This is a genomic window from Anaerolineae bacterium (assembly GCA_016931895.1).
Lineage (GTDB): Bacteria > Chloroflexota > Anaerolineae > 4572-78 > J111 > JAFGNV01.
Genome location: JAFGDY010000200.1, coordinates 1 through 13,056, shown reverse-complemented (window position 1 = coordinate 13,056; position 13,056 = coordinate 1). Strand labels below are relative to the sequence as shown.

At 55.1% G+C, this 13,056-nt stretch carries 7 protein-coding genes and 1 tRNA gene; 3 read left to right on the top strand and 5 right to left on the bottom strand.

Annotated elements, in window-relative coordinates; translation table 11 throughout:
- The first annotated feature begins 146 nt into the window (after positions 1-146).
- Positions 147-218, top strand: a tRNA-Cys gene (locus JW953_14620).
- A 13-nt stretch (positions 219-231) separates the two neighbouring features.
- On the opposite strand, the gene JW953_14615 is transcribed toward JW953_14620, so the two are convergent.
- Together JW953_14615 and JW953_14610 are read right to left on the bottom strand one after the other, a co-directional pair.
- Entirely contained in the window at positions 232-1,374 is a 1,143-nt protein-coding gene (locus tag JW953_14615) for a glycosyltransferase family 4 protein (protein ID MBN1993930.1), read from the bottom strand.
- Between the two features lie 184 nt (positions 1,375-1,558).
- Positions 1,559-2,734: a glycosyltransferase family 4 protein gene (locus JW953_14610; protein MBN1993929.1), complete on the bottom strand. Its 1,176-nt coding sequence runs from the start codon at positions 2,732-2,734 to the stop codon at positions 1,559-1,561.
- A 119-nt stretch (positions 2,735-2,853) separates the two neighbouring features.
- Here JW953_14610 and JW953_14605 point away from each other — a divergent pair, with 119 nt between their 5' ends.
- Positions 2,854-3,456, top strand: a complete 603-nt coding sequence (locus JW953_14605; GenBank protein ID MBN1993928.1) for a hypothetical protein — start codon at positions 2,854-2,856, stop codon at positions 3,454-3,456.
- Between the two features lie 296 nt (positions 3,457-3,752).
- Complete coding sequence (locus JW953_14600; protein MBN1993927.1) at positions 3,753-9,950, top strand: Ig-like domain-containing protein; 6,198 nt, start codon at positions 3,753-3,755, stop codon at positions 9,948-9,950.
- A gap of 57 nt (positions 9,951-10,007) precedes the next feature.
- On the opposite strand, the gene JW953_14595 is transcribed toward JW953_14600, so the two are convergent.
- The 3 genes from JW953_14595 to JW953_14585 form a co-directional block, all read right to left on the bottom strand.
- Complete coding sequence (locus JW953_14595; protein MBN1993926.1) at positions 10,008-10,652, bottom strand: response regulator transcription factor; 645 nt, start codon at positions 10,650-10,652, stop codon at positions 10,008-10,010.
- Positions 10,649-12,094, bottom strand: a complete 1,446-nt coding sequence (locus tag JW953_14590; GenBank protein MBN1993925.1) for a GAF domain-containing sensor histidine kinase — start codon at positions 12,092-12,094, stop codon at positions 10,649-10,651. The genes JW953_14595 and JW953_14590 overlap by 4 nt, the downstream gene beginning before the upstream one ends.
- Positions 12,095-12,204: 110 nt before the next feature.
- A partial coding sequence (locus JW953_14585; GenBank protein MBN1993924.1) for a hypothetical protein occupies positions 12,205-13,056 on the bottom strand: 852 nt, incomplete at its 5' end.

Here is a 13,056-nt window from a genome sequence, read left to right as displayed (position 1 = left end):
GGTCTGTCCGAAATTTTAGGATAGACCGGGGGGCGCGGGGGTATCCCCCCGAATTCCCCCCTGGTTTGTCCAGATTTCCCAAAATTCTGGACGCACCCGATTTGACGAGACAAGTAGACATGGTAAAATAGCCATAGCCTAACGGTGGCGACGTAGCCAAGTGGTAAGGCAGAGGTCTGCAAAACCTTCATTCGCGGGTTCGAATCCCGCCGTCGCCTCTGATTAGAAGAGTCAGGTTAAACTGGCTCTTTTTGATTTTAAAGACTCGTATACCGCCTCTAGCTCAGTTACCGCCCTGGCCCAGGTGAACTTTTGCGCTTGGGCCAGGCCACGTTGGACCAAGTTAGCCCGTAATTCCGCATCCTCCAAAATTCGCCGCAGGGTTTGATGGAGGGCGGCAGTGTCGGTGGGGTCAACCAGCAAACCGGCATCCCCCGCCACTTCCGGCAGGCTGGAACTGTTGCTGCAAACTACCGGCGTGCCGCAAGCCATTGCTTCCAGCGGCCCCAGACCAAAACCTTCGTATAGAGAAGGGAACGCAAAAATTGCGGCCAGTTGGTAAAAGGCGGGCAGGTCGGCCTCTGCCACGTAGCCGGGGAAGATGACGTTTTCGGCCAGGCCCGAGGCCTGCAAATGTTGAAAGAACGACTCAAAAAGCCATCCTTTTTTGCCAACCAGCACCAGTTTCAAATCCGGCCAGTCGGCCAGCAGCGGCTTGAAGGCGTCCAGCAAACGGATCAGGTTTTTGCGCGGCTCAATGGTGGCTACGTGCAGAATGTATTTTTCGGGCAGGTGGTAAGTTTGGCGGACGCGGGCCAGGTTGGCAGGATCGGTGACTGGTTTAAAAGTGGGAGCCGGGGCTTCGTAAATTACCTTTATTTTTTCTGCCGCTATCCCATAAAATTTGATAGCATCCCGTTTGGAACATTCCGAAGGCGTCACAATCATATCGGCGGCCTTGAGATACAGGGGCATGGTCAGGGTGAGATACCAGCGATTGTAAGCCAGGTGATATTCCGGGTAGTGGAGAAAAATAAGGTCGTGCAGGGTATAAACGGTGCGAGCGTGTTGAAAGTGAGCCAGCAGGTGATTGGTGGCGTGAAAGATTTCCGTGGCGCCAAAGGTTTTATCCATTGGCCAACGAAACAATTGGGAGAGCCAGACCGCCATTCGCCAGGGTTTGTTGCCGATGTTGACCGTTTGATAGGGGATGTGGCTGAGATAGTCGGGCAATTCGGCCTGGCCTTGCCGGTTGTAAAAGAGGGACAGCTCAATATTATTCTTGCTGGCCAGAGCACGGGCGATTTCTCCGGCGTAGCGGCCCAAGCCGGCGTGTTTTTGGGCGGTGGGAGAAACATCAACTGTAATATGCATGGTAGGGGTCAGGGATCAGGAATTAGGAGTTAGGAATTAGGGAGCTATGGTTTGCCACCAGTAATTCCGGTTATGAGTTGGTAGCCCCCCTCTACCCCCCCCACAGAGGGGGAGAACCGGCCAACTTACCCCCCGTTGGGGGGGATTGAGGGGATGGCTCTCTACCAAACAGGGAATCGCTGGTTTACCATTTACTCCTGGTACCTACTTCTTCCTTTACCTTTATGCCTCCTGGTAATAATTGGTGGTATAGGGCCAGTAACCTGGTGGCCGTTTTTTCCCAGGTAAACTTCTTTGCCTGAACCTGTCCGGCCTGCGCTAAGGTTTGGCGCAGATTTGGATCGGCCAGAATGTTTGACATTGCTGCGGCTAAAGCAGCCACATCATAAGGATCAACCAGCAGCCCGGCCTGGCCCACCACTTCCGGCAGGGAAGATTGATTGGAGGCAATCACGGGCGTGCCGCAGGCCATTGCTTCCAGCAGAGGCAGCCCAAAACCTTCGTATAGAGAAGGATATACAAATAAAATGGCGGCACTGTAAAGGGCCGGTAAATCTGCGTCGGGGATAAAGCCGGGAAAGTGAACCCGACCCTCCAGGCCCAGCCTGGCCACTTCGGCAAAAATATCAGCATAGTGCCAGCCTTTGCTGCCCCCTATCACCAGCGAAAATGAAGGGTTTATCCGGGCAAAGGCCTGAATGAGACGCCTGTAATTTTTGCGGGGCTGGATGGTGCTGACGCTCAACACAAAGGGACGGTCGGCCAACCCATACTTTTGCCGTATGGCAAGCAGGTCGGCCGGCTCCGTTACGGGTTTGAAGTCAGGGGTTACGCCGTGATAAAGGGTGGTAATTTTTTCCGGGGGCGTTCGGTAAAGGTCAATCAAATCTTGCCGCGTCGCCTCGGACACGGCAATCACGTGGCTGGCCTTTTTAACTGAATGGGGCACCCAGCGGTTCAGATGAGCTTCCATGCCCGGCATTACCGTCTCCGGCTGGCGCACAAAAGAGAGGTCGTGAATGGTGACGAAGGTCGGCGTACCAGGCTTGACCGGTGGCAGCACAAAGTCTGGGGCATGGAACAAGTCAAGCGGCCCTGTCCAATATTGTATCCACACAGGTAGCCGCAGGCGATACCACAACCGGGCCAGCCAACGTTCACTCAGGCGCGTGGTTCGCCAGGCAAAATTGGGGCCGGGGGGAGATAGCGCAAAAATTTTACCCACATCGGCCACAAATAAACGATACTGCGTTTCTGGGTCCAGTTGGGCCAGCGCTTTGACCATTTCGCGGGTATAGCGGCCAATTCCGGCGGATTGACGGATAGCGGCAGTATAATCAAGTCCAATGGTGGTCATCATAGGGCCATACTATATCAGATTGAGGTTGTTGCCAAATTTAAGGCGGTAAAACCTTGTTTTGGTGGGCCTGGATGTGCTATAATCAAGGTAGAGGTATCAAACGGGTAGGAGTTTTGGTGATGACGACAAAATTAAAAATAGACTTAACCCAAGGGCTGCTGGAGGTGGAGGGCAGTGAGAGTTTTGTTAAGATTATTTATAATGATTTTAAAACACATTTTGCCGGTATAGATGTAACAGAGGAGCTGAAGCCTGCCCGAAGAACCCGAAAAACTAAAACTGCGGCTACACCGGCTGTTCCTACTCCTGTGTTTGAGCCTGGTGAAGAAGCAAAAAGTGAGCCTGAATCTCTGCCTAAAGAGCCTGCTCCACCTGTGCCGGCCTATACCTTAGTTAAAGACCTTGACCTGGGCACGCAAGATGGCCGTCCCTCGCTGGTGGAGTTTATGGATGCCAAATTCCCCATTACCAATGAGGAACGAAATATAGTTTTTTTATATTATTTGCAATATACCCTCAAACTCAAATCAATTACCCCCGACCACGTTTATACCTGTTATCGGCAGGCCAAGATTCGAGCGCCGCTCAACCTTGAACACAGTTTGCGCCTGACGGCCAATCAGCATGGTTGGATCAGAACCACCAAAACCGGCAAAATGACCTTAACCCCTGCCGGGAAGACGTATGTTGAAAAGCAGTTACCTAAAAGAGTGAAACATTAGCTCCACTTGCCTTGACCCCCGCAAAGAATATTTCCATTATCCGGCGACTCCAGGGGCCTGGAGAGGCAATTGTTGGCCCAATGCCCCAATATAAAAAACATCTGCCAAAAAATAAACAGAGATGGCCCTGACCTTTGCCCTACGCCAAACCGTCGCCCTGGCCGCCCGCCGAATATGGGCCGGTAGTCTAGTAAAATTCAAGGGGTTGTGATAACATGTGAGGGCGTGAATATACCTTGACAAATTTTACCTCAAAATTGCCCATCATAAATTGTGACTTACCACGAGGAGGCAGTATGAAAAGAGCAATTCTGTTTCTAACAATATCTCTCATCCTGGTAACCATTATCGGTTGCACCCCCGGCGCAACCCCCTTACCCAAACCCAATCAACCCGAAGGGGAAGCCCAGACGGTCAAAGAAGAGGTCACTCCGCCGGCCGATACCGCCACCCCCAAAGCAACGCCCACCCCTACTTTGGAACCTGAACCCCTGCCTCCGCTCGTCGTGCGCACCAGTCCCGAACGAGGCGAGGAACAACCCCTTGCTGCCCCCATCGAAATTGAGTTTGACCAACCCATGGACCGCGACAGCGTGGAAAAAGCCTTTGCCATTGAACCGGGCGCCAGCGTGGACGGCGTGTTTGAGTGGCCCAACGACCGGACCTTGCGTTTCAGCTTGAACGATGGTTTTAAACGCGGCGAGCGTTACCGGATGCGGATCATCGAATCGGCCCGCAGCGCCGCCGGCTTGGAAATGCAGCGTTCCTTTGAACTGCGCTTTAACGCCATTGGTTTTTTAGAAGTTACCGACGTGCAACCCCCCAATGACACGGCTGAAGTGATGCCCCACACCATCGTTACCGTCTCCTTCAACCGGCCAGTGGTTCCCCTCACCGCCATCGAAGATGCGGCCGGCCTGCCCGATCCCCTCACCTTTGTTCCGCCGGTCACGGGCCAGGGCCAGTGGCTCAATACCTCCATTTACCAGTTCATCCCCGACGAGGGTTTTACCCCGTCTACTCAATACCGGGCCAGGGTGACCCAGGGATTAACCGATGTTACCGGTAATACTATGCTGGAGGATGACTTTGAATGGTCCTTCACCACCTTCAACCCGGCCGTCATTGGCAGCATCCCTGCCGAGGGTGATATCTACGTTAGCCCCACCCCCGTCATCAGCCTCACCTTTAACCAGCCCATGGACCGCTCCAGCGTGGAAGAAAATTTTGCCCTGCACGTCGCCGGGCAGGATGAGGCCATCCCCGGCGAATTCACCTGGACCGAACTGCCCCTGGCCCAACCCACCGGCAATGAGGATAACTTCTACAGTTACTACGACTACGCCTACGCCGAAGGCGAAGGTCCGGCGGAGATGGGGGTAGAAACGGTGACTTTTACACCCAATGTAACCCTTGGCTTTGACCAAGTTTATGTGATTGAACTGCCCAAAGGAACCCTGGGTAAAATCAAGGGCGCGGAAACCATGAGTAACTTTACCGCCAATTTCACCGTCACCCCCTACCCGAAAATTATTGAAACCTACCCCGCCGATGGCGATGACGCTATCTCGCCCTGGGAAGACCTGGAAGTTACCTTCAGCGGTCCCATGAACCCGGATACGCTGGTGGTGGGTGAAAACCTCATCATCGAGCCAACCGTTTCCGTAACCCAGGTTTACACCTACTGGCGGCGCAGCAATACCCAATTAACCGTCAGCTTCCCCACCGAGGCCAGCAGTCAATACCAGGTTACCTTTGGCGCGGACATTGAGGGCCGTTACGGCCAGCGGCTTGGCGCGTCCACCAACATTGCCTGGGAAACGCGGGCCAAAAGTCCCCTGCTCTACATGCACAGCCCTGGCCGCCTGGCTACCTATAACGCCTACACCGATACCCTGGCCTATGTTACCGTGCGTAATCTCAGCGCAGTTGATTTTGAACTCTACCGCCTGCCCCCAAAGGATTTTATCAGCCTGAATGGCGACTACTGGTGGGACGCCTGGGATAATTACCAGCCCGATGACGACAACCTGCTCAGCGAGTGGACCCTGGAAACCAGCCCACCTTTGAACCAGAATATCATCTACCGGGTTGACCTGGCGGAAGAGAGCGGTTTGGGCAATGGCGACACGCTGCCGCCGGGCCTCTATTACCTCACTGCCTCTTATCCCATTGACTCGGTTTACCCGGAAGCGCAGGGCGACTACTACACCGGCTATGAGCGCCAGATGTTGGTGGTCACTAACAATAACATTACTCTCAAAGCCGCAGGCAGCGAGTCCCTGGCCTGGGTCACCGATTTGCAAAGCGGCCAGCCCGTGGAGGATGTGCCAATAACGTTTGTTGCTTCTGAAGATGAAAGTACCGCCCCGGAGGAAATTGACCAGGCCGCCACCCAAAGTGATGGCGTGGCCTTGACCACCTATAACCGCCGGGAAGCCTACGAGACCCGCTTTGCCTTTGCCGGCGATCCTGATGACCCCGACGAAAATTTTGGCGTGACCGTGAGCAACTGGTCCGACGGTATTGAGCGGTACGAGTTTGACAACGTCAGCACCGAAGATTACCAGCAGCCCTACAACGCCCACTTCTACACCGACCGCAACATTTACCGCCCCGGCCAAACCGTCAACTTCAAGGGCATTATCCGCGCCGACGACGACGCCAATTACAGCCTGCCCAAGGCCAGCCGCACGGTGCAAGTTTTTGTTAGTGACAGCCAGGGCAAAGAAATCTTTAACAAGGACCTGCCCTTGAGCGAGATGGGTACCGTCCACGGCTCGTTTGACCTGGACGAGAACGCCGCCCTCGGTTTTTACTCTATTCAGGCCGTTTATGATGAAGAGAACTACTTTTATGGTGACTTCCAGGTGGCCGCTTACCGCAAACCCGAATTCCTGGTGGAAGTGACCACCGACAAGCCTGAATACACCCAGGGCGAAAAAATAAAAGTAACCGCCGCCGCCGAGTTCTTCTTTGGCGGGCCGGTGTCCAACGCCCAGGTGCGCTGGACCCTGCTTTCCGATGATTACTTCTTCCGCTACCAGGGCAAAGGCTGGTACGATTTCACCGACTATGATTTCAGCCGCCGCTACCAGGACGACTACGTTTACGGCTATGGCGAAACCATTGCCGAAGGCGAAGGCGTTACCGACAAAGACGGTCGGTTTACCTTTGAGGTGGAGGCCGACATCGCCGACAAAATCGCCAGCCAGCGTTTCACCTTTGACGTGGTCATCACCGACATCAACAATCAAGAAGTGGCCAGCCAGGCCGAAGCGGTGGTGCATAAAGGACTCTTTTACATTGGCCTGCGGCCGGAAAAATACGTGGGCCGGGTTGGTGAAGAGAGTCAAATGAACGTGCTGGTGGTTGATTGGGATAGCGAGCCGGTGGCCAACCAAGAAGTGCAGGTGGTCTTTTCCGAACACAATTGGTACAGCGTGCAAAAACAGTACGAAGACGGCTCTTTTTATTGGGACAGCGTGGTAGAAGACATCCCGGTCTTTACCACTACCGTCACCACCAACCAGGAAGGCCAGGCCCTGGCCGGCTTTAGCCCGGAGGAGGGCGGTATTTACAAGATTCTGGCCACCGGCGTTGACCGGCAGCGCAACGAAGTTCGCTCCTCCACCTACATGTGGGTCAGCGGCCGCAAATACGTGAACTGGCGGCAGGAAAACAACGATCGTATCGAGTTGGTGGCCGATCAGCGGGAATACAACGTGGGCGACACCGCCACTATCCTGATCCCCCATCCCTACAGCGGCACGGTACAGGCCTTGATCACGCTGGAGCGCGGCCACGTTTACAAACACTGGGTGCAGGAACTTAAAACCAACAGCGAACAAATCGAAATCCCCATTACCGAGGATATGATTCCTAATATGTACGTTTCGGTGGTGGTGGTGCAGGGCGCTGCCGACGCTGCCGGTGGCAGTGGCGATGGCCTGCCCAGCTTCAAAATAGGCTACGCCAGTTTGCCCATCAACACCGGTGAAAAAGAACTACAAATTACTTTAACCCCCGACAAACCGGCTGACGAAAAATATCAGCCCGGCGAAACCGCGGAATACCGGGTGAAAGTAACCGATGCCCAGGGCGAGCCGGTCAAGGCGGAGTTATCCCTGTCGCTGGTGGATAAGGCGGTGCTCACCTTGGCCCCTGAACCGCCGGGCCAACTGATGAGCGTTTTCTGGCGCAATCGGGGCCTGGGGGTTAAAACTGCCGGGGGATTGACCCTGGCCATTGACCGTATCAACCTGGCCGTAGCGCCGGAGGCCAAAGGCGGTGGGGGCGGCGGCTTTGACGAGGGCTTTGGCGTAATCCGGGGCGATTTTAAAGACACCGCCTTGTGGATAGCCGACTTTATGACCGACGCCAACGGCGAAGGCGCGGTTGAGGCGGATCTGCCCGACAACCTGACCACCTGGACCCTGACTGGCAAAGGCGTTACCGGGGCCAAGACCCTGGTGGGCGAAAGCGCAGTGGAAATTGTCAGCACCAAGCCGCTGTTAGTGCGGCCCGTCACCCCGCGCTTCTTTGTGATCAACGACGAGGCCATGTTGGGCATGATTGTGCAAAACAATACCAACCAATCGCTTCAAGTGGAAACCCGGTTTGAGGCAGATGGCTTGAGCATCGAGCCGCTGAATGAGACCATTTTAACGGTTGAAGCCGGCGAGCGCATCAAGGCCGAGTACGCGGTGCAGGTTGAAGGTGATGTCGAGATGGTCAAATTGACGATGGGGGCCAAGTCAACTGAGGATGGTGACGCTGCGGCATACGGAGATGCCGTAGCCTTTGAGTTGCCCGTTTATCATTCCAGCACGCCGGAAGTGGTGGCCACCGCCGGAGTGATCGAGGAAGACGGCACGCGCGTTGAGGGCCTTGTTCTGCCGCAGAGTTATGACCCTACCCAGGGTAATCTGACCGTGCATATTGACGGCAGCCTGGCCGGTGGCATGCGCGATGGTCTGGATTACCTGGAACACTTCCCCTACGAGTGTACCGAGCAGACAGTCAGCCGCTTTTTGCCCAACGTGGTCACCTACCGGGCCTTGCAGGAGCTCAACGTAGAAAATCCAGAACTGGCCGAAAAGTTGCCGGGCCTGGTGAGCATTGGCTTGCAGCGCCTTTATAACCACCAGCACTTTGACGGCGGTTGGGGGTGGTGGACTTACGACGACAGCCATCCTTTCCTCGCGGCCTACGTGTTGCTGAGTCTCATCGAGGCGCAGCGGGCCGGATTTAGCGTGGACGAGGAGGTCATCTTCTCCGCCACCGACTATCTCAAGGCCAGCCTGGAAGCGCCCAAAGACATCAAAGTGGCCTGGAAAGCCAACCGGCAGGCCTTTATCCTCTACGTGCTGGCCGAGGCCGGCTCCGGTGATATGGGGCGCAGCGTGGCCTTGTTCAAAGAGCGCCAGAAACTGGACATTTTTGGCCGGGCCTACCTGGCTATGGCCCTGCATCTTCTGGATGAAGAGGCCAAACAGATTGACACGCTTGTTGACGACATCACCAGCGAAGCCATTGTCAGCGCCACCGGCGCGCATTGGGAAGAGGCCCAGGTGGACTACTACGCCATGAACACCGACACTCGCAGTACAGCCATTGTTATTGCCGCCCTATCGCGCATCCAGCCCGACCATCCCCTGTTGCCTAATGCGGTCCGTTGGTTGATGGCTGTCCGGGAAAATGGCGGCCATTGGGAAACCACCCAGGAAACCGCCTGGGCCATCATCGGCCTGACCGATTTTATGGTGGCTACCGGCGAGTTGGAGGGTGATTATGCCTGGCAAACGTTGCTCAACGGCGAGGAGTTGGGGCAGGGGGTCATCAACCAGGAAAACATTGATGAAACAACCAAATTACGGATGGAGATTTCTGAGCTGTTGGCCAATACCGTCAACCGGCTGGTCATCGAACGGAATCCGGCAGACAGCTCAGTTTCCAACAGCCCGGGGCGGCTGTATTACGCGGCCTACCTGACCTATTACAAGCCGGTGCAAGAAGTGAAGGCGCTTAATCGGGGCATTATAGTTTCGCGCCAATACACCCTGGTGGATGATGAAGCAGGCCAACCTGTCACCGGTGCCGAAGTGGGTGACGTGATCCGGGTCAGCCTGACCATCATTGCACCCAACGACCTGCACTACGTGGTCGTGGAAGACCCCTTGCCCGCCGGTACGGAAGGCATTGACACCAGCCTGGCTACAACTAGCGTGGCCAGCGAGCGGCCAGAACTGAGCCGCACCGACCGGCGCAATCGGTGGGGTTATGGTTGGTGGTACTTCTCCCACGCCGAAATGCGAGACGAAAAGGCTGTGCTCTTTGCCACCTACCTGCCCAAAGGCACCTACGAATACACCTACACCATCCGCGCCTCGGTGCCCGGCGAGTTTCGCGTAATCCCGACGCATGCCGAGGAAATGTACTTTCCCGAGGTCTTTGGTCGCGGAGATGGGGGGGTGTTCCGAATCAGTCAATAAAAGGCAGGACAGGTTGGGGCGATGCGCCATCGCTCCAACCATCAGTTCTTTTGAGGCTTAGTCGCCCAGCCCGGCCTCACGCGCCCGGATGATGGCCTGAGCCCGGTCGGCGACTTGTAATTTGTTAAAGATGTTAGAGACGTGGTTGCGCACGGTTTTGGGACTGAGGACGAGGCGGCTGGCAATGGCATTGTTGGTCAAGCCTTGAGCCAGTAAGGTCAGCACTTCGTGCTCCCGCAGACTGAGTTCAGGAAAGACAGACTCGGGTTTATTTGCAGGTGATTGGGCAAAGTACTCTATCACCCGCTCGGCGATGGCCGGGCTAAAAATGGCCTGGCCGTTGGCCACAGCCCGAATGGCCCGCAACGCCTCTTCGCCTTCGGCCCCTTTGAGAATATAGCCTCGCGCTCCGGCCCGCATGGCGGCAAAAACCGAGTCGTCATCAAACATGGTGATGACCAGAATACCGACGTTTGGGTTATTTTGTAGAATACGCCGCGTGGCCTCGATGCCGTTAATCTCCGGCATATTGATATCCATCAGGACCACGTCAGGGTCAAGTTTGGCGGCCAGGGCAACGGCTTCTTCGCCACCGGTTGCTTCCCCTACCACCTCGGTATCCGTTTCCGCTTGCAGCAAGGCGCGCAAGCCAAAGCGAAACACCGGATGGTCATCGGCAATCAGAATGCGGATAGTTTTCATGCGTTCTCCTCAAGCAGCGGCAGCCAGACAGAAACCCGGGTTCCTCTACTCTTCCGGGATTCAATCACAAAACGGCCGCCAAGTTCCATCACCCGTTCGCGCATTGCCTGGCTGCCCACCCCGGCTCGATGCTGTGGTGGCAAGCCCCGGCCATCATCCTGAATTTCCAGACGCAGTCCCCGACCATTGCCGTTGGCATCGTCGAGGCCGAGCCGGACCTGGCAAGTAGCGGCCTGCGCGTGGCGAACAACGTTAGTGAGCGCCTCCTGGGCAATGCGGTAGGCGGCCACTTCAACGGCGGCAGGCAAAGGGGGAAGATGCTCCGGCGCGTCAATGGTGATCTGTAATCCGCTCTGCTGATAATGCCTGGCCCCTTCGCCCAACGCCGCCACCAGCCCCAGGTCATCAAGTGTTGGTGGCCGCAAATCGTAAACTAGGCGTCGAATGTCGCCAATGGCGGTTTGGGCCTGATGTTTGAGGTCTTGCAAAAGGCTTTCGGCCCGGGCCGGTTCTCGTTTCAAAAGTTTGCCAATGGCGTCAATGGTCAACATTTGGCTGGCTAACTGAGGCCCAAGACCATCGTGTAAATCTCTCCGCAGCCGACGACGCTCTTCCTCACGAGCCGTGACCAATTGTTGACGTGAATGTTGCAGAGCAGTGGTGAGTTGAACGGCGTAGACCGCCGTCCCAGCCTGATGGGCGACGTTTTTCAGCAGCTTCATATCCGCCGGGCTGAAGGACTCGCCGGGACCGCGCGGGGCCACCGCCAAATAACCGATGGTATCCGCCTGGTAAATTAGCGGTAGCCGTTCGATCGTTGCCGTGGGCAAGCCGAAGGCGGCCGCTGGTTTATAATCATCCTCCTGCCGCAATTCAATGGCGGCATAAGGTAGTTTCAACGCCTGAGCCACAGTCTCCACAATACCCGGCAATACTCTGGTTGGCGTGATGGCCGCTTCCAGGCGCTGCCCTAATTTTGAAAGCACGGCTACCGGGTCGTCTCGCTCGCCATACATTAACCGATTGACCGAACGCTGTAAACGCTCGCGTAGAGGTTGAAAGAGGATGGCGACCAAGCCGGTCGCCAGAAAAGCAATGAGCGAGCGCTCGCGGGCCTGAAAGAGGTTGCCAACGTAGCCGACAAGGAAAACGTAAAGCCCCATTGTGCTAACCGTGAGAGCGCCGTAGACCAGCGTCCGGTTGAGAATGGCGTCAATATCAAACAGATTGTACTGCACAATGGCCACAGCCACCGCCAGGGGAAAAATCAGCACAATCAGCCCCATTAGATTAGGGTTCATCTGTTCCATGCCAAGCGCGCCGGGCAAAATGTAAAAAATAAAGCCGAGTCCTCCGGCTAACAGAGCGCCAAAAACCACCCAGCGAATCTGCTGGCCGGTAACGCCGGCTGAATTGGCCCGATATTGCCACCCTAAACCCACCAGCGTTAAGACCAGTAAAACAGCAGCGGCAACGCCTTCCGCTATCGTCCACTGATTGATCCATTCCAGGGTATTGGCGACTAAAGGCCGAACAGCAACAATGAAGCCAACTATCCAGACATAACCGTACTGGCCGACTTGTTGAGGAAGCCGGTGCCATTACCCTTAATGCGGTTATTGAAAAATGCCAGACTAACGGTATTGCTTGCAAACCGTACCCCAACCGGGTTATGAGCAATTAAATTGTTTCTGAGCAGGTAATTGCCATCTGCGCCTTGGGCCAATTGAATGCCATCGCCCCCATTTGGCAGCGGCACGGTACCGTCTGCCGAGACACCAATAAGATTACAGCGTACAGCCGTATTGTCGCCCCCATTACTAATGATGCCGTCATTAAGATTGCCGGAAATTACATTTCGTTCCAGGGTGTCAGAGATGCCATTACCATTGGAACCAATCCGAGTATTGGTTGTGGTATTACCCAAGATGCCTATTCCGCGGTTGCCATTGGGTACGGCTGTATTTCCTTGCGCATCAAGCCCAACAATGTTGCCGGCGATAACCGTACCATTAGTAGATTCCACGACAATGCCATTGAAATCGTTGCCACTGATGACATTGCCCTCCTTTGGATCGGCTATACCATTATCAGAGATGCCAACAACATTTGATGTTCCTACCCTCACATATACCCCCACCGCATTACCGATGCCAAAACTGCCTGTTGCGTCAGTGCCGATAAAGTTTCCGGCAACAAAATTTCTAGTACCTTCCACTGTAATGCCGTTGCCGTCATTACCACTAATCACATTTCTCTCGACATCGCGCATGGCACCAGAGGTGCCAACATAGTTGTTGCTAGCGTTGACCGTTATAAAAATACCACTTCCATTAGCAATTTCACTATCGCCCGCAGCATTAATACCTATGTATCTGTAAAAAAATAACTCCAGCATTTTAAC

Coding starts and splice junctions, on each gene's coding strand:
- JW953_14615 (MBN1993930.1), bottom strand. CDS start 1,374: ATGCATATTACAGTTGATGTTTCTCCCACCGCCCAAAAACACGCCGGC.
- JW953_14610 (MBN1993929.1), bottom strand. CDS start 2,734: ATGATGACCACCATTGGACTTGATTATACTGCCGCTATCCGTCAATCC.
- JW953_14605 (MBN1993928.1), top strand. CDS start 2,854: ATGACGACAAAATTAAAAATAGACTTAACCCAAGGGCTGCTGGAGGTG.
- JW953_14600 (MBN1993927.1), top strand. CDS start 3,753: ATGAAAAGAGCAATTCTGTTTCTAACAATATCTCTCATCCTGGTAACC.
- JW953_14595 (MBN1993926.1), bottom strand. CDS start 10,652: ATGAAAACTATCCGCATTCTGATTGCCGATGACCATCCGGTGTTTCGC.